At 42.1% G+C, this 25,883-nt stretch carries 24 protein-coding genes and 1 pseudogene; 5 read left to right on the top strand and 20 right to left on the bottom strand.

The window, feature by feature from the left end:
* Positions 1 to 121 precede the first annotated feature (121 nt).
* The 3 genes and pseudogenes from BROSI_RS16565 to BROSI_RS16550 all read right to left on the bottom strand — a co-directional run bounded on the left by BROSI_RS16565 (position 122) and on the right by BROSI_RS16550 (position 3,926).
* A complete protein-coding gene (locus tag BROSI_RS16565; RefSeq protein WP_230400743.1) occupies positions 122 to 547 on the bottom strand; it encodes a response regulator in 426 nt (141 codons plus the stop codon).
* A gap of 47 nt (positions 548 to 594) precedes the next feature.
* Positions 595 to 1,779: pseudogene (locus BROSI_RS21505) on the bottom strand (IS1634 family transposase); the annotation flags it as partial.
* Positions 1,780 to 2,069: 290 nt separating this feature from the next.
* Entirely contained in the window at positions 2,070 to 3,926 is a 1,857-nt protein-coding gene (locus BROSI_RS16550) for a serine protease (RefSeq protein WP_052564891.1), read from the bottom strand.
* 409 nt (positions 3,927 to 4,335) lie between these two features.
* On the opposite strand from BROSI_RS16550, the gene BROSI_RS16545 reads away from it, so the two are divergent.
* The 3 genes from BROSI_RS16545 (at position 4,336) to BROSI_RS16535 (ending at position 7,133) form a co-directional block, all read left to right on the top strand.
* Complete coding sequence (locus BROSI_RS16545; RefSeq protein WP_230400705.1) at positions 4,336 to 5,133, top strand: DUF445 domain-containing protein; 798 nt, start codon at positions 4,336 to 4,338, stop codon at positions 5,131 to 5,133.
* Between the two features lie 108 nt (positions 5,134 to 5,241).
* A complete protein-coding gene (locus tag BROSI_RS16540) occupies positions 5,242 to 6,537 on the top strand; it encodes a molybdopterin-dependent oxidoreductase (protein WP_052564890.1) in 1,296 nt (431 codons plus the stop codon).
* Between the two features lie 173 nt (positions 6,538 to 6,710).
* Positions 6,711 to 7,133 (top strand): c-type cytochrome, encoded by a 423-nt coding sequence (locus BROSI_RS16535; RefSeq protein WP_052564889.1) that lies wholly within the window; start codon positions 6,711 to 6,713, stop codon positions 7,131 to 7,133.
* Positions 7,134 to 7,412: 279 nt separating this feature from the next.
* Here BROSI_RS16535 and BROSI_RS16530 read toward each other — a convergent pair whose 3' ends face one another.
* Positions 7,413 to 8,873, bottom strand: a complete 1,461-nt coding sequence (locus BROSI_RS16530; RefSeq protein ID WP_052564888.1) for a catalase — start codon at positions 8,871 to 8,873, stop codon at positions 7,413 to 7,415.
* A gap of 85 nt (positions 8,874 to 8,958) precedes the next feature.
* On the opposite strand from BROSI_RS16530, the gene BROSI_RS16525 reads away from it, so the two are divergent.
* Positions 8,959 to 10,101 (top strand): deoxyribodipyrimidine photo-lyase, encoded by a 1,143-nt coding sequence (locus tag BROSI_RS16525; protein ID WP_052564887.1) that lies wholly within the window; start codon positions 8,959 to 8,961, stop codon positions 10,099 to 10,101.
* 5 nt (positions 10,102 to 10,106) lie between these two features.
* Here BROSI_RS16525 and BROSI_RS16520 read toward each other — a convergent pair whose 3' ends face one another.
* From BROSI_RS16520 to BROSI_RS16450, 15 genes are all read right to left on the bottom strand, one after another.
* Positions 10,107 to 11,054 (bottom strand): YbgA family protein, encoded by a 948-nt coding sequence (locus tag BROSI_RS16520; RefSeq protein ID WP_052564886.1) that lies wholly within the window; start codon positions 11,052 to 11,054, stop codon positions 10,107 to 10,109.
* A 183-nt stretch (positions 11,055 to 11,237) separates the two neighbouring features.
* Positions 11,238 to 11,861, bottom strand: coding sequence for a V-type ATP synthase subunit D (locus BROSI_RS16515; RefSeq protein WP_052564885.1), 624 nt, complete (start codon positions 11,859 to 11,861; stop codon positions 11,238 to 11,240).
* Between the two features lie 148 nt (positions 11,862 to 12,009).
* The gene (locus tag BROSI_RS16510) at positions 12,010 to 13,410 is read right to left on the bottom strand and encodes a V-type ATP synthase subunit B (RefSeq protein WP_052564884.1); all 1,401 of its coding nucleotides are present in this window, start codon (positions 13,408 to 13,410) and stop codon (positions 12,010 to 12,012) included.
* Positions 13,411 to 13,555: 145 nt separating this feature from the next.
* Complete coding sequence (locus BROSI_RS16505; RefSeq protein ID WP_052564883.1) at positions 13,556 to 13,927, bottom strand: four helix bundle protein; 372 nt, start codon at positions 13,925 to 13,927, stop codon at positions 13,556 to 13,558.
* Positions 13,928 to 13,992: 65 nt separating this feature from the next.
* Positions 13,993 to 15,753: a V-type ATP synthase subunit A gene (locus BROSI_RS16500; protein WP_052564882.1), complete on the bottom strand. Its 1,761-nt coding sequence runs from the start codon at positions 15,751 to 15,753 to the stop codon at positions 13,993 to 13,995.
* Between the two features lie 78 nt (positions 15,754 to 15,831).
* Positions 15,832 to 16,356, bottom strand: coding sequence for a hypothetical protein (locus BROSI_RS16495; RefSeq protein ID WP_052564881.1), 525 nt, complete (start codon positions 16,354 to 16,356; stop codon positions 15,832 to 15,834).
* A gap of 1 nt (position 16,357) precedes the next feature.
* The gene (locus tag BROSI_RS16490; RefSeq protein ID WP_052564880.1) at positions 16,358 to 17,380 is read right to left on the bottom strand and encodes a ParA family protein; all 1,023 of its coding nucleotides are present in this window, start codon (positions 17,378 to 17,380) and stop codon (positions 16,358 to 16,360) included.
* A 140-nt stretch (positions 17,381 to 17,520) separates the two neighbouring features.
* Positions 17,521 to 17,994 (bottom strand): REP-associated tyrosine transposase, encoded by a 474-nt coding sequence (locus tag BROSI_RS16485; RefSeq protein ID WP_052564879.1) that lies wholly within the window; start codon positions 17,992 to 17,994, stop codon positions 17,521 to 17,523.
* A gap of 166 nt (positions 17,995 to 18,160) precedes the next feature.
* Entirely contained in the window at positions 18,161 to 18,469 is a 309-nt protein-coding gene (locus BROSI_RS16480) for a nucleotidyltransferase family protein (RefSeq protein WP_052564878.1), read from the bottom strand.
* A gap of 492 nt (positions 18,470 to 18,961) precedes the next feature.
* Positions 18,962 to 19,282 carry a V-type ATP synthase subunit F gene (locus BROSI_RS16475; RefSeq protein ID WP_052564877.1) on the bottom strand — a complete coding sequence of 107 codons (321 nt, stop codon included), beginning with the start codon at positions 19,280 to 19,282 and terminating at the stop codon, positions 18,962 to 18,964.
* Positions 19,275 to 20,312, bottom strand: coding sequence for a V0D/AC39 family V-type ATPase subunit (locus tag BROSI_RS16470; RefSeq protein WP_052564876.1), 1,038 nt, complete (start codon positions 20,310 to 20,312; stop codon positions 19,275 to 19,277). The genes BROSI_RS16475 and BROSI_RS16470 overlap by 8 nt, the downstream gene beginning before the upstream one ends.
* Positions 20,313 to 20,325: 13 nt before the next feature.
* Positions 20,326 to 20,922 carry a V-type ATP synthase subunit E gene (locus BROSI_RS16465; protein WP_052564875.1) on the bottom strand — a complete coding sequence of 199 codons (597 nt, stop codon included), beginning with the start codon at positions 20,920 to 20,922 and terminating at the stop codon, positions 20,326 to 20,328.
* An 88-nt stretch (positions 20,923 to 21,010) separates the two neighbouring features.
* A complete protein-coding gene (locus BROSI_RS16460) occupies positions 21,011 to 21,538 on the bottom strand; it encodes a V-type ATP synthase subunit K (RefSeq protein WP_052564874.1) in 528 nt (175 codons plus the stop codon).
* Between the two features lie 18 nt (positions 21,539 to 21,556).
* Positions 21,557 to 23,578, bottom strand: a complete 2,022-nt coding sequence (locus BROSI_RS16455) for a V-type ATP synthase subunit I (protein WP_052564871.1) — start codon at positions 23,576 to 23,578, stop codon at positions 21,557 to 21,559.
* Between the two features lies 1 nt (position 23,579).
* A complete protein-coding gene (locus tag BROSI_RS16450) occupies positions 23,580 to 23,894 on the bottom strand; it encodes a hypothetical protein (protein WP_052564869.1) in 315 nt (104 codons plus the stop codon).
* Positions 23,895 to 24,184: 290 nt separating this feature from the next.
* On the opposite strand from BROSI_RS16450, the gene BROSI_RS16445 reads away from it, so the two are divergent.
* Positions 24,185 to 24,790 carry a ribonuclease HI family protein gene (locus BROSI_RS16445; protein ID WP_052564868.1) on the top strand — a complete coding sequence of 202 codons (606 nt, stop codon included), beginning with the start codon at positions 24,185 to 24,187 and terminating at the stop codon, positions 24,788 to 24,790.
* Positions 24,791 to 25,050: 260 nt separating this feature from the next.
* Here the strand turns inward: BROSI_RS16445 and BROSI_RS16440 are convergent, their stop codons facing one another.
* Entirely contained in the window at positions 25,051 to 25,836 is a 786-nt protein-coding gene (locus BROSI_RS16440) for a tyrosine-type recombinase/integrase (RefSeq protein WP_052564866.1), read from the bottom strand.
* Between the last annotated feature and the right edge of the window lie 47 nt (positions 25,837 to 25,883).

The following is a 25,883-nucleotide window of genomic DNA, read 5'->3' as shown; positions in this document are numbered from 1 at the left end:
ATGTGTCGCAAAGTATTGATAAGTCATCAGTCAGATCGAAATCAACTTATAGCCTAAAGTTTTTTTCATCACGTATTTTTTAACAAAATAATGCTGTTGCTGTGCAGAGCGAAAGACACCATCAACTTACGAGTGAAAGTACTTCTTTCATGGCAATCTGCTCAGCGAAAAAATTGTCTGCACCGCTTATCAAAAAATCACACCTTTCTTGAAGATTTTTAGAAGCCACAATAGTCATAATATTGGGAAAATTCTTTTTTACGAACGTAAGGAATCGACATCCATCTAAACCCGGAACCTCAGTATCCACAAGAATAAAATCAATTTTATATCTCTTCAAGGCAGCAGTTGCATGTTCTGCAGTATTAACAAAAAACAATCTTAAGTTTTTTCTTTGGATGCATTGCACAGAAGTTTTTTTAAAAATCTCATTCTCACTCACTATCAATACATTCAGGTGGGCCTGTTGCTTTTTGTTGGCCACATAAACAATGTATCCCTGTTTTCGTAACAAGTCTTCCAGATATTTGGATCGTGCCTCTTTCATGGACACAATTAATATCTTTACGTCACCCTTCGCGGCCAATTGCTTGTTTATGAGGGCATATTCTCCCTCTCTTTAATTAACTCGATAACTCTCTCACTTTCAATAGATTGAACATCAATCTCATATTTTACACCCGTAGATGTCAGGAACTCAAATACCCTCCTTACTTCAACATAAATCTTCTTCTGAGGATTTTTATAAAGCAGTCCCGAAGTCTTTATAGAAGATCGGTAAAATTTTTTATTATTAAAATGTCGGATGGCATTAAAGGCTGACCCGACCTGTCCTGAGGCATAAACCTTGGGTGGCGGTTGTTCAGGAAGCGTCAATCCCAATTGTGCCAAAAGGAGAGAAACATCCTTTTCCGGCTGGGTATATCGGCTCATGACAATGTGACGGCCATCCGTGGTTGGTAAATGAACATCAATCATTTGAATGTTCGACATTTTTCCCAAATGGCTTCGGATGTCAGCCCTGCGGCTCGTCCCCGCGCAAGATTTCGCAACGCCGTGTGGAGACAAAAAGCCAAAAAGGAGACAAAAATATGGGCTTCAATTCTCTTTTCCAATTGGTGCCATATGGGACGGATGGAAAGCGATCCTTGGCTACACGGTCATGGCTTTTCACAGAGACGTAGAACTTCGATTCTTGCTGAAGACTTTTCACGCTGACGCTTTCTCGCGCCTGCATCCAGGGGCTGTTCGAGCAACGGTTTTTTCAACACGGGTCAAATGTCCCTTGGGCGTGCCAACCAAATAATCAATCCCTCGTGAGCGCATCTTTTCCAACATGTCCTCCGTTGGAATACCGCGATCCATAAGCCAGGTGCGCCGGAATTTCCCATACTGCTTTTCGATCCTATCCAGAAACTCCTCCAGTGTCGCGGTATCTCTTGTATTGCCGGGATATACTTCGTAGGCCACGGGAAATCCTTCCGGCGTTAATACCAATGCCACTTGAACGCAATCCGAACGTTTGTCCCGGCTGTACCCAAACCGTTTTTTACCCCCAGATCCCGTCGGTGGCGGATCACTTTCAAAATACGTGCTCGTCAAATCATACAGCAGCACATCATACTTCGCGCCAAGCAGCTTGCCCCATTGCCCTTTTAAAAAACCAAACAGATCGTCGCGATGCTCAAGCAGCAAATCCAAACAACGATACGGCTTGTCCTTCTGTGCCAGCGAATCATCTTCCCCCGTCAGTTGTTTTACCTTGTTCTTCTCACCCCAAAGTGCCTCTATCGTCCGAACCCATCCCGCCCGTTGAGTATCATTGAATTCTTCCAAATAGAGAACTTGCCGCTGCACCACTCTTCTTCCACTGATCCGGCGGTTCTCTACATTAATGACATGAGTATATTTATTATCTTTAAATGTCAAAAGAAAAATTAAAAATGGAAAAAACAAAAGGGTTTAAATCAAAACTAAAGCCATATCCAGGGCATGGAACCAATCGCGGATATTTAAGCTATCTCAGGAATTACCAGTATTGGAAGGATGCTTGATATTTTCAATACGCATTATTTGAAGATCAGATTAAACAACCCGCTGGCTGAATCCTTGTCCAGGTCTTTCAGAATTTTATACTCCTCCAGCGCCTGTTCCTTATCACCGTGGTTCAGGTAGACTATCCCCAAACCGAGATGTGCCTCTGCAAAATCTGGTTTTAAGCGGATTGCCTGCTCGTAGGCTTCCATCTCTTCCTGGTAATGTCCGTTGATGCCATGAGCCAGGGCTAAATTGTAGTAAGCATTGGCATCATCAGGCTTGATACTGATTACCCGCTTATAAGCTTCGATAGCTTTCTGGTATTGTTTCAGCTTGAAGTAGGACATGCCCAGCATGAGGTGCGCTTCGGTATCATCGGGCTTGATGCGGATTGCTTGTTTATAGGCATCGACCGCTTCTCTAAAACACTCAAGTTTGTCATAAATTGTACCCAGATTGAAGTGCGCCCTGGTATTATCAGGATTCATACTGGTTGCCTGCTTGTAAGCCTCAATTGCTTCTGCATAGCGTCCGAGTTTATTGAAAGCACCACCCAGATTGTCGTATGCCTCTGCGTTGTCAGGATTCATAACGATTACCTTCTTCCATGCCTCAATTGCTTCTGTATAATTTCCTTGTTTTTCATAGGCTGCACCCAGCATGGAGTGTGCATTGGCATCATCAGGTTTGATAGTGATCGCCTGTTTGTAGGAATCGATTGCCTCAGGATAACGTCCGAGGTTGAAATAGGCGAGACCAAGACTGGGGTATACTGCGATAAGGTCAGGATCGAGAAGGATTGACTGGTTGAGGGCTTTGACTGCTTCCGTGTGACGTCCAAGCATGCAGTAAACCCTGCCCAGTTTGTAGAGCGCTTCGGCATTTTCAGGATGGATGCGTGTTACCTGCTTGTAAGACTCGACTGCTGCCCCGTAGCGCTCCAGCCTGTCATAATCTGCGCCCAAATTTGAGTGTGCTTCGACAAAATAAGGATCGATCCTGACTGACTGCCTGTATGCTTCGATCGCTTCTGGGTACCGTTCGAGCGCATCATTACAATAGCCGATGAAGAAATAAGGAGCGGCATAACGTGGATTTTTCCTAACCGCATTTTCAAAACAGGATATTGCATTCCGGTAGTCTTCTCCTGCGATAGAAATAATTCCGCGGTTACAAAACCCTTCAGCGCTGGAAAACCATTCGTTTGGTTCTCCTTCAACCCATTCGTTATGGGTCAGGTCATTATCCCGGACAAGTTTTTCTACCCGTTTAGTATGAATTGCAAAATTCAGATTTTGACCTTCAGAGATTTGAAAGGTCACAAGCCCAATGATTTCACCTCTCATATTTAGCACAGGGTTGCAACTACCTTCAGAAGAGAATGGAGAGGTAATTTTCATAGTTGTTCCAAATGTTGGAACCTCACTAATTCCGGAGACTATACCACCAGAGACCTTTTGCTCAGGACCTGGCGGACTGCTGATCACGACGACTTGTTCGCCTGCATCAGGAAGAGAGGCGCTCAACGTCAAAGGATGTACCACTCTCGGAGGGATATCAACTGATACCCGGATAAGATCCCCTTCTTTGTCCTGAGCCAAAACTCTGGTAATCGTGTATGCCCTCCCATATGCCGTCTTTATTTGGGCGCTGGTGGCGCCCTGAAGTACATGGATATTGGTAACAACATCGCCATCCCTGTTGATAAAAAACCCATTTCCCCGGTTGAGGAGTTCGCCATTTTTATCATAGGGTAAGACAACCACAACAGATGACTGAATATATTTGACTACCACTGATAAGTCTTCTTGCGAAAACGATATGGACGGAATCGCAACACAAAGGATATAGACGATCCAGTAAATCAATAGCCGCCGCCGTATCTTCATATTTTTACATCCTGGTCAATTATTGGTAAAAACCTCTTTATCATCCATGATAGCAAAATCATGGTCATTATTTCAACGTTGAGCAAACAATTCTTATTTATCCAAAAACATGTTGGGTCATAAATGAAGTTTTGGGGTGAATAGATTGAAATCCAGCCGGATAAAACAGTATGGTGAGTTTTAACGAAGGTGCTTATCTCTTGACTACGGACTAGGTCAATAATAAACTATGACATAGTCAGAGATGATTTGGTACTGTTTTTGGTTTTTTCATTGTATTATGTGGTATAACGTGAATTACGAATTTCTTAGCCTGTGTCCTAAGATTTTAACCGTTAATACCTGAAACGTATTGTTGTCTAATCAAATTCATAGAGAATGTGAGTTTGCGAAACAGGAGATGTTGAAAATGTCTGAAGAAAAGTCAGATGCGATTTCGTACAGGCTTCCGCCACAGGCGCTTGGTGATGAAGCTGCATGGTTGGACTTAAATAAAGTAAGGATACTGAGGAACAAAAGTTTCCTGACCAATTTGATTTCCGCTGTTGTATTTGGGGTTTCTTATGTAATCCCTCAATTTACCGGCCGAAATGCCCTCATGCTGGCCAGTCTTTTTGCCTTATCGGGTGCATTGACGAACTGGCTTGCTGTATATATGCTCTTTGAAAGGATACCAGGACTTTATGGCTCTGGAATTATTGCCCTGAGGTTTGATCAGTTTAAAGGGAGTATTCGTTCTCTTATTATAGAGAACTTTTTTACCAGAGAAAATTTTGTGAAGGTTACCCAAAATACGCTGCCTCACACTATACAGCCAGAGTTGGTGTTGGACAAGATTGATTTTGATAAGGTATTTCGTGGTTTTGTGGCGGTGATCAAAAATTCTTCTTTCGGTGGTATGTTTACCTTATTTGGCGGAGAAAAGGTCATTGAACCCATGCGTGAACCATTTAAAAAGGAATTTGAAAGACAGGCGTCTGAAATTTTGCGTAATATTGACGTAGCCTCTGTTCTACAGAAAGAGACTGATTTTGAAATCTTCCGGTCCAAAATTGCCTCTATGGTGGATGCTACGGTAAACGAATTTACACCACAGCGGGTGAAAGAAATCGTTGAGGAAATGATGCGTACACATTTGGGGTGGCTGGTTGTTTGGGGAGGAGTTTTTGGCGCCTTGATCGGTTTTATCAGCGCTGTGGTTCTTTAATATGAAATAGTCAATATCTTAAGCCGTTGCAAATTACGAAAAATATTTTTTGCTCGAACCAGCTAAAGGCGTCTCCCATAATTCTGGTATAAAGAGAAAGGCGATAAGATGTCAGGAGAAAAAGCAAAAGTGGTATCACGCAGGTTTTTGATCAAGTTGATTGGGGGAGGAGCTGCCCTCTTTGGTTTGAGCAAGTTACCGTCGGCCCTGGCTCAGGTCTCTGGTCAGGCTATTCAGCCGATGCCCGGCTTTACCGGACCGGATGCTAATCCGTACTGGGGAGCGATAGGTTCCTTTGTTATTTATCCTCAGAAACTTCCGTTGATTCAGCTTACTGACCGACCGGTCCAGCTGGAAACCCCCCGGCATTACTTCCTTACTCCGTTTACCCCCAATGCTGCATTTTATGTGCGATGGCACCTGGAAGGTATCCCGAATGCCGTGAACCTTTCTGAGTGGCGACTTTTGGTGGAAGGGCATGTTGAAAAAACGCTGGCTTTAACCATGTCCGACCTCATGAAACGATTCAAATCCGTTTCTATTGCAGCAGTCAACCAGTGTTCCGGCAATAGCCGCAGTCGCTTTCAGCCTCGTGTGCCTGGCGCTCAATGGGGGAATGGGGCTATGGGTAACGCCCTCTTTACAGGAGTGCGCCTCAAGGATTTACTGGATGTTGCAGGGGTTAAGACAGGTTCGGTGCAGGTACAGTTTGAGGGGCTGGAAAAGGGGAGAGGATTGAAGGAGAGTGTCTCGTACAGGTATCTGAAATCCCTGAGTTTGAATGACCCGGTTATCAATGAAACCATTGTGGCTTATGAGATGAATGGTGAGCCGCTTCCCATGTTGAACGGATTCCCGGTTCGTTTAGTTGTTCCTGGCAAATTCTCAACGTATTGGACCAAGGCCTTAACCTGGATTCGGGTATTGGACAAACCAGATACGAATTTCTGGATGACGAAGACATATTGTGTTCCTGATACGCCCCGGGGTAACACTACCCCAAAGGACGTCAAGGAGGGTAGGGTCAGTATGGTTCCTGTCGGTATAATGCCCGTCCGTTCGTTTATTATCACACCGGACGGATCGGGTAAAATTCCGTTAGAGATGCCGGTAACTGTGCGTGGCATTGCCTTCAGTGGTTATGGGCGTGTTATCAAAGTGGAGTTCTCTGCAGACGATGGCACCAGATGGAGTAATGCCATGCTCGGAGAAGATTATGGACGGTACTCTTTCCGTACCTGGAAGATAATCTGGGTTCCAAAACACACTGGCAAGTATGTACTTGCCGTGCGGGCAACTGACGAAAAAGGTAATATCCAAACTGACGAAGGCGTTTGGAACCCAAAAGGTTACCTGTGGAATAAGATCGAACGACAGGAAGTGATGGTGGATGTATCGCAGTAGTTTAATTGTATAGGAATTTTCATTTTATTTATGCTGGTTTCTGGGTGGCACGGACTTCGTCGTGAGCGCTCAGGCGAACGACGAACTTCGTTTGTCCGTGTTCATGCATAGCTGGATGAGAAATAAGATTTAGACGATATTTATTTTGATTACTGACCACAGAAAGGTCTAAGATGAAAAAGATAATATGTGTTTTGATAGGGCTTCTTGTAATCGCCTTGAATAAACCTCTTTTAGCTAAAACGGGTCTCCCCGGACTGGTTCGTAGTGGTCAGTATAGTAAAGGAATTTTGCACAGTATTATTCAGCCCGATTTTATCCAACAATCGTTGGATTCAATTTATAATGTAGGACCATATCCCCTTTATACCCCTGAATTGACTCCGGGTGAAGGCCGCGAGATTATACAAGGTTACTGCGACTTGTGTCACAGCGTTACGTATATTACCATGCAGCCCCCGCTTCCGGCTGCCACGTGGGAAGATGAGGTTTATAAAATGATCAATACGTACGGGGCCCTTATCCCGGAGGATGAGATAAAGAAAGTTATTACATACCTTCAAGCGCATTATACCCCAGAAACCCGTAACCAATAAAGTCCAGGGGTATCTTTTCAAACCAGTCAGATTTACATTGACTGCATGACTTTATCCTACCGGAAAGTTGAGTCAGACATTGGGAACGTGCTGCGCCTCGTGTTCCGGTAATGCTTAACAATTTTAATTAAGTGGTTTTTTTAATAGTATCCATTAGTGCATTGGATATTATTTCATATCATAACTAGCCGCTCACGCAGGGCATGAAAAATGTTTTTAGCCTAACGCCTGAATTTGGCGGTGCGTCCGCAGTATACCTTTGTTAGCTGATAGTGCTTCCTATTTGAGTATTTCGCTGATCGATATGCCAATCGCATCAGCCACACCTTTGCCATAGGCAGGATCGGCCTTCAGACAGTGTCCTATATGGCGAATTTTGATTTCCTTTGGTGTGTCTGCCAAGGCGCGTGCAGTGTTACTGAAGAGAGCTTCTTGCTGCTCGGAACTCATGAGACGGAACAGCATGCCGGGCTGGCTGAAGTAGTCCTCATCCGCCCGGTGATTCCAGTGGTCGGCTGATCCCTCCAGGCCGAAGGGAGGTTCGGCGAATTCCTGCTGTTGCTTCCACTCGCCGTAACTGTTGGGCTCGTAACCGAGAGTGCCACCATGGTTGCCGTCAACCCGCATAGCTCCATCTCGGTGATAGCTATGGAAAGGACAACGTGAGGCATTCACAGGGATCAAATGGTGGTTCACACCGAGACGGTAGCGCTGGGCGTCGCCGTAAGAGAAAAGACGTCCCTGCAGCATCTTGTCCGGCGAGAAGCCGATGCCGGGCGCCACATTCGCCGGGTTGAAGGCCGACTGCTCCACTTCGGCGAAGTAGTTTTCAGGGTTGCGGTTCAGTTCCATTATTCCCACTTCGATGAGGGGGAAGTCCTTGTGGAACCATACCTTTGTGAGGTCAAAAGGGTTGTAAGGGCAGGTAGCTGCTTCCTTTTCCGTCATTGTCTGAATGAAAAGCTTCCACCGGGGAAAATCCCGCCTCTCAATGCTTTCGTAAAGGTCGCGCTGGTGGCTATCCCGGTCCTTCCCGATGAGTGCCCCGGCCTGCTCGTCTGTCAGGTTCTTAATGCCCTGCTGGCAGACCAGATGGAACTTAACCCAGTGCCGATCACCCCTGGCGTTGATGAGGCTGAATGTGTGGCTGCCGAATCCGTGCATGTGACGGTAGGTGGCGGGTATACCACGGTCACTCATGACAATGGTGATCTGGTGTAGTGCCTCGGGAAGCGAAGTCCAGAAGTCCCAATTGTTGTGGGCGCTGCGCAGATTTGTGCGGGGATCGCGCTTTACGGCGTGGTTGAGGTCGGGAAACTTCAGGGGATCCCGCAGAAAAAAGACGGGTGTGTTGTTCCCTACGAGGTCCCAGTTACCCTCCTCCGTGTAGAACTTGACGGCAAAGCCCCGGATGTCTCGCTCTGCATCAGCAGAGCCACGCTCACCTGCCACCGTTGAAAAACGGGTGAAAAGATCGGTCCTTTTCCCGATTTGTGAGAAAATCTTTGCTTTTGTATAACGGCTGATGTCGTGGGTGACAGTAAAGGTGCCGTATGCGCCAGAACCCTTGGCGTGCATTCTCCGCTCGGGGATGACTTCTCGATCGAAGTGTGCGAGCTTTTCCAGGAACCAGACGTCCTGCAGCAGCATCGGACCACGTGGTCCAGCGGTCATTACATTCTGATTGTCCGGAACAGGGGCTCCAGCGTTGGTGGTCAGTTTCTTCTTCTCGTCTTTCATGGTTGTTCTCCTTTTGGGTTTTGAGATTTGGACAAGCTAACAAATTATGATACTGTTTCTCCCTTGTCGCCAAGCATAATTCTAAATGATTGTAAATGTCAATGAGAAAAAAGGGAACTTGGCATTTATTATTCTGCTTCCTGTTGTTTACTGGATAAGCCGTGATCAACGTGCCAGTGACAATTGGGCGCTTATTTTTACCCAGGAGTTAGCCCTTCAGCAGAAAGTTGCTATGGTTGTGGTATTTTGCCTTGTACCACGGTTTCTTGATGCAGGGAAAAGTCATTATCACTTTATGCTCAGGGGATTACAGGAGACGGAAAAAGCCTTACAGAAAAGGAATATCCCCTTCTTTCTCCTTACAGGTTCTCCTGACCGTGAAATACCACGGTTTATCAAAAAATACAGGGTTGGTACTCTTGTGACGGACTTTAATCCCCTCAGAATAAAGCAAGGGTGGAACGATGCTGTAGCGGGAAACATTGACATTCCTTTCTACGAGGTTGATGCGCATAATATCGTGCCTTGCCGGATAGCATCACTGAAACAGGAATATGGAGCATATACATTGCGCCCGAAGATACATCGCCTCTTACCAGAATTTTTGGATAAATACCCACCGGTGAGGAAACATCCTGTACTCTGGGATGGTCAGGTGGATACAGTAGACTGGGATACGTGTGTGAAGTCTGTTAAGGCGACAGATACAGGTCAACTTTTTTCATGGATTGAACCAGGGGAAAAAGCCGCTAATAAGGCACTTGCAAAATTCCTGCAGAATCAATTACAGTATTACGACACACAAAGGAATGACCCTGCAAGGGATGCCCAGTCTCATCTGTCGCCTTATCTTCATTTTGGCCAGATTTCAGCGCAAAGGGTAGTGCTTGAAATTTTAAAGATGACTGACAAGGGCAGATCCGGTAATGCGTTTCTCGAGGAACTTATCGTAAGGCGTGAGCTGTCGTATAATTTTTGCTTTTATAATCCGCAGTATGACAATTTTCAGGGTTTCCCTGCCTGGGCAAAGGAAACCCTGAACAAACACAGGCATGATGAGAGACAATATACGTATTCGCCGGAGCAGTTTGAAAATGCAGGAACCCATGATGAACTATGGAATGCTGCTCAGTCAGAGATGGTCAAAAGAGGAAAGATGCATGGGTACATGAGGATGTACTGGGCAAAAAAAATATTGGAAAATATTTCAGAATGGCATATCACATAACACTGCTATACATGGTTTCGCAGCATAAGTTCCATCGGGTGGGGATTGAGATAGTGCTGTCTTTGTAAATAAGCGATGTTGTATTTTCTGACGTAATGTTTTATCAGGGTAATGGGAACAATTAGTGGAATAAAAGACATGCGATAATTTTCAATAATTTCAAGTAATTCCTGCTTTTCATCAGCCGATATAAGTTTTTTAAAGTATCCTGAAATATGTAACAGGACATTTGCGTTTTTCTTTGGAGTTGCAAGGAGTCTCATTCCTTCCGTGAAACCCTGAATATATGCAGAAAACAGGTCTTCCTGCTTTACCCTTTTTGCACTTGCCACGAGTTGACCCAGGGATGAGTAATGCCTGGGACTATGAGCCAGCATCAGAAGTTTGTGGTTGGTATGAAACTCTACCAGGTCGTTAATGCTCTTCGATTTCTGAATCTTCTGCCATCGTTGAAAAACAAAAACGTTCTCAATAAAATTTTCCCTTAACTGGGGGTTGTGGAGACGTCCGTCATCAATTACCGGGATGAGTGGAAAGTGTTTCATGAAAGCGCCGCCAAAGATGCCAGCGCCGCGTTGACTGGGTATACCAGACGGAGTATACATCTTGACACCGACAATGCCAGAACTTGGGGATTTGCTCTTAAAGATGAAACCGCAGAGATTTTCCTGTTCTAATTCCCCGAGTTTTTTCTCTGCCCATTGTAGCATCTTTTCCGTATGGTCAATACCGGTCTTGATGGTTATGAGTCGCGGAGATTCAGGTCTTCCTACCAGGCGTAGAGGTTCCCGTGGTACGGGAAGCCCGTATTCACATTCAGGGCAAACAGGCACCCATTCGAAATACTGCCCAAGGGTATCCGTTATAAAGCGGTCGAGTTTATGTCTGCCATCATAACGCACCTTTTCCCCAAGCAAACAGGAGCTGATGCCCATTTTGATTTTTTCGTGCATGGTTTCAGTACCCGGTAGTTCCTTTCAGTTCCTTTTCTTCTTCAATTGCAATTTTTGCGGCTTCGAGAAAAGCTGTTTTTCTGATAGTGATATATTGATCGATGCTGTTTTCATGACAAATAACCTCATCTTTAAGTTGCTTTGGGCCAGCATTTTGCCCTTACAACTTTCTCTCTGTGCTTGCTATCGTGTTTTTGAGACCAGCATCTCTTTTATCTTCATGAGCCTGCTTATATTGGAACGTTCCATTTCGTCCAATTTTGATTTGATAAATTTTATGGAATCCTGTAGTTGCGGAATAAGCACGTGTTCCAGGGCATTTACCCTCCTGCGGGTCTTTTCTATCTCCTTAGCTAACAGACGCATAGACTGCTCTAATTCAGCGACCCGAATTATATGAGGAAGAAATTCCTTAAGTTGTGTAATTGCATCATCGAGTTCTGTGGGCGTATCTATAAGACTATAGGAGTTATCTTCGGTTAAAGATACTTCAAATACAGGTACTTTAATATTCAATATGCTTTTCGCAAGAGTCTTGAGTTCTAATGTTCCCTTCGATTGCTCTAAGGCAGTGGATATGTTTTGAGAAGAAGAGGTAATCTGTGCAAGGAGAAACATTTTCATATGGTTGGGCAAATCGGTATCCACCTTTTGACGTGCTTCTTTATACGCTTTTACCAGGATCAAAAATTCCTTCATCAGGCCTTCATTTTTATCTTTCAGGAGTTTGTGCCCCCGTACGGCCATTAAAAGCCTTCGACGCAATTTAAAAAACTCCATCTTGGTGGCATTAATTTGTAATTTCATTGTACTTTTATTTGTTGTGGTTTACCACGGAACCTCACGGAATTACACTGGTAGCCGCAACCTTTAGGTTGCGCCATTCACGCTTTACACGAGGACCAGGTTACGCAGGCTGAAGCCTGTGGCTACCAATTTATCTATTTTTTCTGTGTCAATCCGTATTTTTCTGTAATAAATTATCCCAGGGTTTGTAATATCCTTCAATATATTCTTGTTTAATCCTTTTTAATTCTGTTTTAGGCAAAAATCCTAAAATCTTCCACCCAAGGTTCAGTGTTTCTTCGATTGTTCTATCCTCTTCCGCGCCCTGTTGAAGGAATATCTTTTCAAAGAGTTCTGAAAATTTTATATATTGCACATCCAGAGGGGTCAGTGCTGATTCGCCCAATACAATGGCCAGTTCCTTGACATTCTTTCCCCTGGCGTGGGCAGCATAGAGTTGATTTACCACATCAAAGTGGTCTTCCCGTGTCTTGTCCTTACCGATGCCCTTATCTTTGAGTCGGGAAAGGGAGGGCAAGACGTCAATGGGAGGATAGATGCCTTGTGAATGAAGTAAACGGCTGAGGATGATCTGTCCTTCTGTGATATAGCCTGTGAGGTCAGGGATAGGATGTGTCTTGTCATCTTCCGGCATGGTCAGGATGGGTATCTGGGTAATAGAACCTTTTTTACCTTTTATCCGTCCTGCGCGTTCATAGAGGGTGGCAAGATCGGTATATAAATAACCCGGATACCCACGGCGTCCTGGCATCTCTTTTCGTGCTGCAGAGATTTCACGAAGGGTATCACAATAGTTTGTCATATCCGTGAGTATGACCAAAATGTGCGCGTCCTGTTCGTATGCAAGATATTCGGCTACGGTCAGCGCCATACGTGGTACGGCAATACGCTCTATGGTAGGGTCATCAGCCAGATTAATGAAGAGTACTGCCCGTTCGATGGCGCCTGTCCGTTTAAAATCCGTTATAAAATAATCAGACTCCTCAAAGGTTACTCCCATGGCTGCGAAGACCACGGCAAATTTTTCCTCGGCTTGAAGCACCCTGGCCTGACGTGCTATCTGAGCGGCAATCTTTGCATGGGGAAGCCCTGCACCTGAAAAAATAGGTAGTTTCTGGCCGCGTACGAGGGAATTCATACTGTCAAGAGAGGAAATGCCCGTTTGAATAAATTCTTTTGGATAATCTCTGGCGCAAGGATTGATTGGATTGCCGTTGATATTTAAAAATTTAGTCGGAATAATAGGGGGGCCTTCGTCAATCGTTTCGCCAGCGCCGTTGAAGATCCTTCCCATAATATCGGGAGATACACCAATCTCCATCCCTTTACCCAGGAATTTTACCTTAACATTACCCCTGGCGATTCCCTGTGTCCCCTCAAATACCTGAATAAGGGCATTTCGGTCTGCAATTTCCAAAACCCTGCCACGACGCATCTCACCACTGGTTAATTTTATTTCGGCAAGTTCGCCATAAGAAACCCCTTCTACCTCCTGTAACAGAATGAGTGGGCCAATGATATCCCGAATATTCAGATATTCTTTAAACAATTCTCTGCCTCGAAATTGTTGTAAACTACTACGTTTCCCTCTTTAGAATTTAAGTTAAACTAACCTGAAATTGGAAACTACAAATGTACTTAATGAAATCAAAAAGCAAATATAAAAAATTAAAATACATATCAAAATGTAAAAACTACCTCTTGCCCTTCAAAGTCAGTATACTGGATGCTAATATGTTGGCGATTTCAGTCGTTTCTTTCAATAGGTTATTAGCCATAGTTTTATCAGCTTTACCTGAGTCCCTTAACAGTCCTAACCAAAATTTGGTTTCATTAGCAGATTTTAAAGCATAATTAAAGAAATTTGTGTAGTCCTTCTTGGAACTGGCTGCATTGGCCTCAGCCACATTAGCTCCAATACTGATAGCACTCCGAAGTAGTTGCTTGCCAATGGTTTCACTGGTCTTTTCTTTTAGCAACTCGTCAATGAACTTAATTATTTCAAGTGCGAATCTATAAATTCGTCTCTTGAACTCATCTTTGAATTTTGATTTGTCATTTTGCATTTTGATTTTTAAATTTTTATTTAAGAACTAGGCCTTTTTTACTAACAGACCATGTTTATTATGGACTATTTACTTCCTGACAAGCCCTTTAACTCCTTTATCATTTTTACTTCCAGCTGATCAAACTCACCCAGATTTTCCTCAGAAATAAAACGCATTTGTGCAATATCTGATAAGGCTGATACGGAGATTATCGCAGAAAGCTCAACTTGCGATTTCAACAATTCATTTGCCGTGTCATAAAATTTGAGGATTATGGCTAACATAAGGAATTGTTTTTTCAGGGGGCTATACGTATCGCGGAGGTCATAGGCATTCTGATACAGAAAATCTTCGCGGATCATTCGGGCGACTTCCATGAGAAGCCGATCCCTTGAGGAAAGAGATTCTACACCTACTAACCGTACTAATTCCTCAAGTTCAGCCTCTCTTTGCAATAGTTCCATTGCCTTCATTCGATATGCCTTCCAGTCCTTATGGACATGAATAGTAGAAAACTCATCCACGACATCCTGGTAAAGGGAATAGCTGGTCAACCAATTAATCGCCGGGAATTGTCTTTGAGAAGCCAGCCTGTCATCGAGTCCCCAGAAGGCCTTGACAACCCGCAAGGTGCTTTGGGTTACCGGTTCAGACAAATCCCCCCCGGGGGGTGAGACAGCCCCAACCACACTTAAACTTCCCTGCCTTCCATCCGAACCAAGACAGACCACATTTCCCGCCCGCTCATAAAAACTGGCAAGTCTGGAACCCAGGTATGTCGGAAAACCTTCTTCGCCAGGCATCTCTTCAAGTCGGCCGGACATCTCACGCATGGCCTCGCCCCAACGGGAGGTGGAATCGGCCATGAGGGCAACGCTGTACCCCATATCCCGGTAATACTCGGCAATAGTAATTCCCGTAAATATGGACGCCTCCCGTGCCGCTACAGGCATATTGGAAGTATTGGCAATCAATACCGTTCGTTCCATGAGGGGTTCGCCCGTTTTCGGGTCCTTTAAGATGGGGAAATCGATCAACACCTCTGTCATTTCATTCCCGCGTTCACCACACCCCACATAAACAATTATATCTGCATCTGCCCAGCGGGCAAGCTGATGCTGGATTACCGTCTTGCCACTTCCAAAAGGACCAGGTATGCAGGCAACGCCACCCTTTGTAACAGGGAAAAACATATCGATAACCCGTTGGCCTGTAACCAGGGGAACTGTGGTATGTTGTTTTTTCTTTACTTCCCGCGGTTGTCTTACCGGCCACTTCTGGAGCATGCTCAACTCTTTTGTACCAGTGGCAGTCTCAACCTTTGCAATGATATCCTCTATCGTCCCCTCTTTTTCTTCGATCGTGGATAGCTTGCCTTTGATATCCCTTGGTACCATAATCTTATGCTGTACAAGTTTTGTTTCCTGAACATAACCAATTATATCACCAGCAATAATTTCGTCACCTACACGTTTTAAAGGATAAAAATGCCATCTCTTTGTTCTATCCAGCGGTGGTTGTTCAATACCTCTTACAATATAATCACCGTATAAACGATTCAGGGCATCCAGTGGTCTCTGTACACCATCATAAATTCCGCCGATAAGTCCTGGTCCCAGTTCTACACTAAAGGCGCCAAAGGTGGGATAGACGGGTTCTCCCGGACCTACGCCCTCTGTCTCTTCATAGACCTGTATGGAGTACTCTTCACCCCGTATCTCTACCACCTCACCAAAGAGTTTGTAATTTCCCACACGAACCATGTCGTATATGCGTGTTCCACCTAATCCCCTGGCTACGACAAGGGGACCAGAAACCCTGATGATTGTTCCGTTATTGCCCATTCTATTAATTTAAATCTTAAATCAGACACGGACAAACAAGTTTGTCCGTGCCACCCCATTTATTTTGTAATTTAATATTCAGCCTGTTTTGCCGCTCAACAGGTCATACCCTCTCTTATTCGCAAACCCCAGCTTGAAAATCCTATCTGCCAGGGCGTTTTTCGTCAGTTTTTTATTCGCTGTTATGTTCATCTTCGTTGATAACCCAATAAGGACATCCTTCTTGTGTTTTGTGAGTTCTTCAAGGATCTTCTCAGTGGGTAGCCTTTCTAACTGTTTTTGCAGAGTATCAACATCAACGATACTGCTTTTGGTTTTTCTGGGTTTAACTTTTTTTGGAAGGAGCATTTCGGCAAGGAGGGGTTTGTCTTTCAGGGTATCAAAAAATGATACCAGGGTTTGAATGGCATTGGATACCTGACGAGTCTCAGATTCATCGGGAAAACGCCCAATGCTTTCCCGCAATAACTCAAGTTCTTGTTTTATCTCCGGGATAATTTGCGCCATCCTTTGTCTCTCATCCTCCCCCGGGAGCAATGGCAGGTATTCTTTTATTTTTGTTAAAGTATCTATCAGATCGAGTTTTTTTGTCCTTTTTACCATGTTAATTACCACCGACTTTCTCTAAGAATTCCTTTGTTACCTCTTTATATTGTTCTGCCACACGCATTGTATTTTCATCATCCATCAAAAAAACAGGAACTGCAAGTGCGGAAGCCTCGGTATAGCCAGTACCCCATGAAATAGAATTTGCAAAACATATATTATTATAGTCCTTTCGGAGCTCATTCATTTTATCTTTATGGGTATTGACAATACTCTGGCCTACAGTGCGCACCATGGTAAATAGTATCCCTTTATGTGCAATGTCTTGTGTTCTCGTCTCTGTCAAACGACATTTGTGATTCATCTTATTATGTAATTCCCTGATTTTCTTGATGAGTATATTTATCCCTATGGTTGACATATGGTCTGGTATGGTTGTTATGACATAAGTATCACTTGCGGCAAGTGCATTTTGTGTCACCAGATAGAGGTTTGGAGGACAATCAATGAGGATATAATCATAATTGTCTTTTATCTTATGAATGGCATTTTTCAGGATATGGCGCTGTTCTATGGAAAAGAGGGCATCCCGTATATCATCGGAAGTATCAATGCCGAATAATTCTTTTATACTCTTGATTGTTCGCCTGAGGATTTGGAGTTGTTCTTGATAAAAGCCCGACTCTATCTTCCGCCAAGTCTTTGACGCCAATTCAATATCAACGCTCAACAAATCAACGTCCGACGGAATCAGGTCAAGATTCTTCACTACATCCTTTGTGACCTTGCCCTTTGTAAACAATTCGATAGGAGATTTCCATATAATATTTTCAATTTGGTAAGTATCAAAACTATCCTTTAAATACGATTCAAAGAGCTTAGCAATCGTGCCGTTATCTTTTTTGAATGCTTCCCATCGTTCGGGTACAACGCAGAGAAAGGTCAGGTTGGTTTGCGGATCCACATCGACAAGCAATACCTTCTTATTGTGAAACAGGGCCAGGGCACATCCGATATGATAGGTGGTAGTTGTTTTCCCAACACCACCTTTGTAGTTGATGAATGAAATGACTTTTCCCATGTTATTGATTTGTTTATGTTGTTAGTAAGGTTTTATGAAAATTCTCAATACATATGTTACTAGGCGCCCTTCAGAGTCGTGTTTTTACTGTAGGGCAAAGCTTCAGCTTTGCAAAAAGCTAAATAATTGTGACAAATATCTTACAATTGCATAATATCAAACGCAAATGAACCAAGAAATTTATATTCTTTAAAATCGTTAACTAAACCTTTTCTTACAGGGTTAGCAAAAATATAATATGCAATGCCTTTCGTGTCTTCTTCTTTTCCCAAAATATGTTCATAATAATTAATTTGCCAGAGAGACGAGACGGTCTTTTTCTTATAATAAAAACCTGATTGTTGCTTATACGATGAAATAAATCGTCTCATGTCAGAGTCATCACGTTCCCCTTGTATTAAAAGATGAAGATGGTCAGGCATGAAGCAGTATGCCCAAATTTTGAAACTAAACGATTTTGATCGTTCCCTTAAAAGTTCAATAAGCCAGGTTACTAAAGAATCGTTTGTAAATAAGGGCTTTTTATTGAATGTGCATATGGTTACAAAATATCGATAACAATCTTTATAATCAAAATCTTTTAACCGTATGCGTTTTTTGTAATTGTTTGACATATCTCGAAAAGGCAAACCTCTGCAAGGCTAAAGCCTTGCCCTACACCTTATTTGCTCAATTTCCCTTAATATCCTAACTTTAATTTCTGATCTAATGAAGCTTATGGTACAATATTAACATTTCCCATACATTCAAGGGTATCTTCAATATAGAGTCTGTGATGCCTTACTTTTCTATCCATTCTGCCTCTTTCAAAATATAGGGTTTTATCTTTTCCTTTAATGCATCTCTACAAACCAAATCGATTTTTTTGTGAAATATGTTTTCTAATTCTGAAAGGAGTCCCATATAATTTCGGAAAGTAGGCTCTTCGAATTCGACTAATAAATCAATATCGCTCTTTTTAACCTGTTTACCACGCACATAAGACCCAAAAAGCGCTATGGATTTAACCTTGTATTTTTTTAGAACAGGATAATTTTTCGCTAAAATATCTTTAATCATTTCCTTTGTATAGGTATTTTTTATTTTCATGTCACCGCCCTCTTAGTTCGTCTCGTAATCATTTTTCTCTATACTTGCTTTTAATCTCCCCTGCAAACTGAGGATATGCCTTTCAGAAAATTTTAATTTGATGGTGTCATCGCAATTTGAGCTTAATAATCGCATCGATAGATGCATCATCTAGCATCTCATCTTCTGCGCCTATTGCAACGATATTTGAGGTATCACCAATTCCTTTATCCAACCTTCTACCCAATTTCTGGTTTCATCATCCATGGCTGTAATTATTAACTTTACGATTTCGTCCAATAATGCGTATGCCGATAAAGGACTGTCTAAAGTGGTTGCAGAAACAATCTCCTGTATATCAGGTTAAAGAAAAGGTCTCATACTTTCATCAATATATTCTGGACTTAGCTTAGGTTCTGACGAGGTTCTCTTTTGTATTTAGAAGCAAATTTTTCTAAGTTCATAACTTCTCCTTTGTAAGTTATGGGATAATATCCATATTTAATTAAGTGGCTATTTCTTTTCCAAAATATTCATTCCCACCGCCCGTCCAATCTCTTTGTTGAGTTCCATCGTACCAGTGTGCCTGCTTCCTTGCCGTGCAGGAAGAATAGTGATCGCCTTGGCAGTTTTGGTCCTTAACTCGATAATTGTATCAAGACATTGTTCTGCCATATCCTCAGTGATCAGGATAATTCCTACTGAAGAATCCTGGGCAATTTTCCGTAGAATATTAACGGTCTCAAATATTGTTTTCACAGGTTTAATCTCAACTCCTATGCTTTGATAGGGTAGGATATCGTCCTTTTCACCAATGATAACAATTTTATGCATACGTTTTTCGTAAGCGTTCTCGTAAAAAATTGCTCTCTATCCTGTGCACCTTTCCGCCCAACACTAATTTTAAGTTGAATACCTCAACAGTAAGGCCGCATAGGTATCCAAAAACCCTTTCCGTCCCAAAGGGGATGAACTTCACGGGTTGCATTATATCTAATAAATAATTGTCAGTTACTACTTCGTATTGAAAAGAAATATTTGGAAATAAATTCAATGAAAGCACTTGTATAAAATATTGGTCTAGCAGGGGTGTATTGCAATAAGCTCCTATAAAGGCTTCTCGCAGTGTCTTTTCTGATATCCATGCAGTGTTTTTCATAAGTCTGTAAAAAACATGTTCTTTATCAAATCCTTCCAAAAAGTATTGTTCCAGAAGTTTCATATCAAGCTTTAATACCATTACACGCCGTATCACCTTAAGACCCTTCACGCATTGGTATATCATCAGGTATCGCTGGATAATCTCAACATTGATTTTGTTAGAAAAATTTTCGATGTATCTCAAATAAGCGCCGTCGCATATTAAGTCGATTATAAAAGGTAATGATTCTTTTTTTAAGTTATTCACGGCAGTTTTAAAAAAAGAGATTGATTCTTTGAATACTTTCGGCAAAGAAGTTGCTTTCCCATGCCATTCATTGTTCCATGTATCCTTGCTCATGGTCCCTTTAAGAAATGTATTTTTGTTTATACCTAAGGTTTTGGACGTTATGAATTTCTTCAAGTTGAGGATGTCGTTCCTTATCAGGAAAAAGTCGCAAATGGCACTGTGGGGTGACAAAGACCGTATTTCATATAACTTATCATGGTAATAGTCATCAAGCAGCGTTTCGAATTCGTACAAATGCTTTGAATCTGTAAAATAGGCCTTTAAAGGCGTGTTATTTAAGTTTGTTAATACATCATTTAAATTATTGCTGGATAGTAATTTCTCAAAGAAGTTCATACTGAGTAAAGAGCACTCCAGGATATTGACCCGTCCGGATAAATAACACCATTCATGATGATATGTACCGTTTGGCATATAGCTCTTCATTTTACAATTCAACATAAGACAATTTCAGCATGTCGCTTAGCTTGGGTGCCAATGTGGTACGAAGGTTTTTGGCAAGGGTATCTAAGGTACAATCAATTTCATAATAAGTAGTCTTTAAGACAAAACCGCCCCTTATATCAATAGCAGTTGTATTCCGGCAGATCCTTGTCTTTCTATTCTTATTAATAGTATCGATAAAGGCGTCGGTTATTCGTTTCAAATCCTTTGCATTAACGAACAACTCTCCTTCCAGATGGTCGGGTATGTTTGCCATCCATTTCCCTATCAATGCTAAATAGTCTTTATCAGGAAGTGATTGTATATGTTCTGTTGCGCGTGTCAGGACGTCGTCAAGCACACGATTTTTAATTTCCAGCAGTTTCATTTTGTAAGACCTTTTTAATGAAACGATGGTTCCTTTGACATCCTTGTTGAGACGTCCCTCTTCGGTGCGCAACATTTCCTGGTGTTGTTTTTCCAGGGAGAGTTTGGTTATTTCAACCTGGGCGCGAAATTGTGCTTCAGCCGTTTTGATAATTTGTTCGGCCTCTTTTTGTGCATTCTCTATAATGTAATTTTTGATTCGTCCGAGGGACATAAATAAAAATTTGTAATTGTAGGGACGTGGTTACCTCGCCTCTATCATGTATTTTTATATCAGGTTATATTTCAAAAACAGATAAAATTTATATTGGTGTAGTGAAGGAAAATCCCCCTTCCTTGGTCAGCCAGGTGATCAATAAAATAGAAATCAATAAGGCAATAACGGCGTACGTTTCAACAAGCGCAGGGATCAGGATGGCGCGGCCCCCTTCTTCCGGTTGTTTTCCTGTAAGATTGATAGCTCCAGTTGCAGCCTTAGCTTGAATAAGTGCGGTGATATATTCTACAATGCTTGTGGCTATAGCGATGAGGAGGATCGCAACCCCAATGGCAGGAGGGATATTCAAATTTCCTACAATAATTCCGGTACGCAGGGCAATCATAATGGCACAGATAAATCCGTAAAAACCCTGGGTGCCAGGCAGTGCCATGAGTACAAGCAGTTTTCCAAATAATTCTGGCTTTTCCGATAAAATACCTGCAGCTTGAGATGAAGCAATCAAAATGCCTTTTGCAGAACCCAGACAACTTACGGTGACTACAATAATGGCGCCAATAATAACCCAGCCAAAACCAGTTTGTACAAAATACAACTTTAGTAATTCTGTCATGATACACTCCTGTGATATTCATTCCGAATCGTTTTCTATAATATGTATCCGTTGGTTACCCAAACCGTAAGGCTGAAACTTTGGGGCGCCTCCTTCATAAAATCGTCCAAAAAATTCAAGGAAGATTAACCGTGCAGGATGAATAAAGGCGCCGAGAATACTCATGGCAAAGTTAAACATATGCCCAAAAATCAAGGTGATTATAAAGAATACAACACCAATAAAAGTGCCTGTTTTGAACAATGTCGCTACAATATTAAATGCCATACCAACAATCGTTGTTGTAAGACTGATGGCCAGAATGCGCGTATAGGAAAGGATATCCCCAATAAAACTCGTACACCCATAGGTGCCCACAATGCCGTATAAACTAACAATCCCCGTGAAAATTTTACCGATCAAACTCTTTTCGTTACGTCCCTGTGTTGAGATCAATCCAACCGCGCCAATGATGGCCATGTATTTCCCAATACTGATGATGTTACCAGGTATTTTTAGAAAAATGGTTGATATCAGGATCAGAAATCCTGGCAGCATAATAAGCCATAATAATCCGTCACAGATTGCATTCAGGATATTCTTTTTTCTCAATTCTCCATACATCCTGAGTGTGATGCCGTAAAATTGGTTCAATACACCCAGCCCTATGGCAAACAAGAGTGCAAGAACAGGTTTTGAGAGAGGGTCTAATAGTGTCAGCCTTTCTTTTATTTTTAGTAAAGGGTTATTCTCGCCTAGATACATTGGATTATAGAGATCTCCAGCCCAACCACCGGTAATGGCACCAAAAATCATCGTGCTAATACCAGCATAAAGGAAGAGTTTCAAGAAGTTGGAAAATGCTTCAGATGATTTATATTTCCTGGCCATCCATGCGGAAAAAGCCGTTAAAAACACTCCGTAAAATACATCGCCAAAACAGAGCCCAAAGAAGATGAGAAAGGATATCATCACAAAGGGCGTTGGGTCAAAAGTAAAATAATTGGGTAATCCAAACATGTTTATCAATAATTGGGCAGGTTTGAAGAATCTATTTAACGTAATGGAGACGGGTACTTTATCGATCGCTGAAGGTTCTTCATAAACAACCGATGCCTGTGGAAATTTGCCGTGGAGTAACATGTCGAGTTTAAGCGTATCTGTTATTTTGACGTATCCAATTAACACAAAGACCCTTTTTGATATGACACACCTATGCTGTGTATGGATCTTATTTCTTTCGTTTTCCCAGTATCCCAGGAGTATCTCCAGAGAACGCCATTCCCCGGATAGCTCAAGGATACGACAGCGAATTTGCTCTCGCTCTTGAATCACATGAGACATTTCCAGTGCTAATTCATCACTACGGTCTTTTATATTACCCGATAGGATTGGAAAGGGTATCTCCTTAAAACCGAATTTTGCAAGAATCCTGAGCGCGTCATCTTTATCGTTATTTAAGTATGCAAGAAGGATTTTCAATTTTTTTTTAGTCTTTGAAACAATCTGCCACGTGAGAAATTCACTGGCTGCTGCATCTCTTAAAAACCGGTTCCATCGAGCCTCAGATGCCTGACAGTAAAAGAAGGAGACGTTCTTAATGCTTCTGAGTTGAGTAAATTCAAATGACAAGGGTAAAAAATCTGTGAGTATGTCCAATTCTTCCTTTAATTGTTTCTGTCTTTTTTGAAGGCTTAAGTATGTTTCGTATCGGCTCCGGCATTCCTCAAAGAGAGAATTAATATTTATACGAGAAAGTGTTTGAGCCAATTCCTTACGGGTAATTTGCAATGGAATGGGAAAGATACCTTCAACAAAGCTTTTCTTTTTTGGGGCGAATGTTTTAAGAGTGGAAAAGATGGTATTAAGTTTCTGAATATTCTTCTCTATATCATTAAAAGTGGTGGGAAATCTTTGAAAGGATGGAATAATCGAATTGTGGAGTTGGGTAAAAGTGTCTGTAATATGAACGATATTCCAGTAATAGAGTTGATTGAGAAACTGATGCGCATCCTTTTCGGGGAGTAGAATGGTCACTTTATTAACCTTTTCAATAGCCATACTAACTCTCGTAAATGTGTTTTACTATCCAATCAACAGCATCTTCCATGATTTGATTGTTCATATGGAAAAGTTTCTCTTTATACAATTCAAATTCATTTCTCAGACGTTCTTCTTCTGATTTTTGTAAATCGAGGGTCTTTGATTTTAATATCTCTAGCTTTTGACGGTATTCATTTTCAAGGGTTGCTTTCATACATCCAATCTCATGGTGAATATCGGCAATAATCTTCTCTGCTTTTTGTTTGGCATCCCTCACAATAGTGTTCGCTTCTGACTCGATTTCCAGTATTTCTGCGATAAGATGGTTGCTCATAGAGAATTTGTTCTAAAAACTTGATGAGCCTTTAGCTCAGAAGAGTTGCAGAAAGGCAATGTGTTGCAAGTTGGGTATGATCGTCTCCTTACAATGGTTGTTGCCAGATAGTTTCCTGTCATTCCTGAAACGTTAATTGCTATTCATGTTACGTTGAAATGTGCATCGTTTCAAGAAAAAAGCCAATTATTTATAAACAGGAATGCGTAGTTTAAAACGTTTGCTATTCGTAGAATTGATTTTTAAAATGTGTTATAAGTTTTCAATACTTCATTAAGGAGTCGTCATATATGAAAAATATATCTTTGCAGGAATTAGTGGCATTAATATTGAGATACCTCGACATAGAAAAATTGACAAAGGAAAATCCCGCAGCTACCAAAGAAGTAATCGATGAACTTTTTCACGAAATCTTGGAAACGAAGAAAGGGAAGAAACGGGTTGATATTTGCCTGCCACATGACGATATGCCTCAATACAGACAGGAAGGTTTTCGTGAACTTATCATCCATACCGATGGAGCATCAAGGGGAAATCCGGGTAAGGCAGGTATTGGTGTAGCCATATTCGATAAGGATTATTGTCTTGTTGAGGATGTATGCAGATTTATCGGAGAATCTACAAATAATGTTGCTGAATATCAGGCGATGATATTTGCAGCCCAAAAGGCAATTGCCTATGCTGCTAAAAAAGTCATCTTTAAGACTGACAGCGAACTCCTGGTTCGACAACTTAACGGTGAATATCGTGTAAAGAGCCCAAACATCCTGCCTCTCTATAATGAACTTATGAAACTCCTATGTAAAATACCCACGTGGAAGATTCAACATGTACGCAGGGAGGAAAATGTCATTGCCGATACGTTGGCCAACCGAGGCATTGATTTGTTGGCGTAGCACAGCGTTAAATAAATAATTGACTAATACTTTGGGAAATTCCATAAATCTTTGATTGCTAACAACATACAAATTGTGGTGTCTGGTCATGTCGTACTTTCTCTGAACCTTACACTTGCGCTGCCAAAGGTAAAACAGCCTTTTCACTCATGCCTAAAACATGATCTGTTAGTGCCTGTACCGCTCTTTTCTTGCTGCCTAGTCCGATGTGGGAATATCTTAAGGTCATGTCGACTTGCTATGTCCTAGCATGTTTTGCGTCACGTAGCGCCTGTCCCGATGTCGCCCTGTAAGCTTGCAAATGAATGTCTGAGGTTATGGAATGTGAAATTATCAATACCAAGTTCCTTAAACAACCCGCTAAAATATTCACTGTATCGAATCACTACAGCATTGGTTATTTCTTTGCTTTCAAACAGCCTTTCTTCTGTATGGCCTTCTTTGTATTTCGTTAATTCATCGGCCAGGTAGCTTGAAAGTGGGACAGTAACTTGTTTATTGGTCTTGCTCTGAACGAACATTATCAAGCCTCTGGCAAAGTCAATATCCGCCCATTTTAAGCGCAACACTTCACCAAGACGCATACCGGTAAAGAGACCTACCAATACCATGAAACGTCCTTTGCTTTCCAGTTTATTGAGAAGTAGGGCTATTTCTTCGGCGCTTAATACCCGGTCTCTGGATTGAGCAACCTTTAGTTTTTTAATGTCTTTGCATGGGTTTTTATCAAGAATACCTTCTTTGATTGCCTTGCCAAAGATGTGGTTTAAGGCAGATACGTCATCGTTAATTGTGCCGTCCTTAACCTGGTCTTTCTCTTTACGCTCAATCCTGAATTTTTCTATTACAAATGCCGTGATTTTATCAAGGTGATAACTTCCCAGGTATTCCACAAGAACACTTACAGCCCTTTTCCTGGCACCAAGGGTATTTTCTTTAGCACCTTTGTATAATTCAAGGTATGTCTTAGAATATTCCGCTAAGGTCGGAATGACCTTCTTCTTTGGTAGATTCAGTTTGCCACGTTCCCGGTCGCCAATAAACATAGCCAGCCGTTTTGCGCTCCGTCCAGCGCCTAAGTTAACTTCTGTGT

This window comes from Candidatus Brocadia sinica JPN1, assembly GCF_000949635.1.
Taxonomy (GTDB): domain Bacteria; phylum Planctomycetota; class Brocadiia; order Brocadiales; family Brocadiaceae; genus Brocadia; species Brocadia sinica.
The sequence above is the reverse complement of the archived record's forward strand: the minus strand, read 5'-3'. Positions and strand labels throughout refer to the sequence as shown.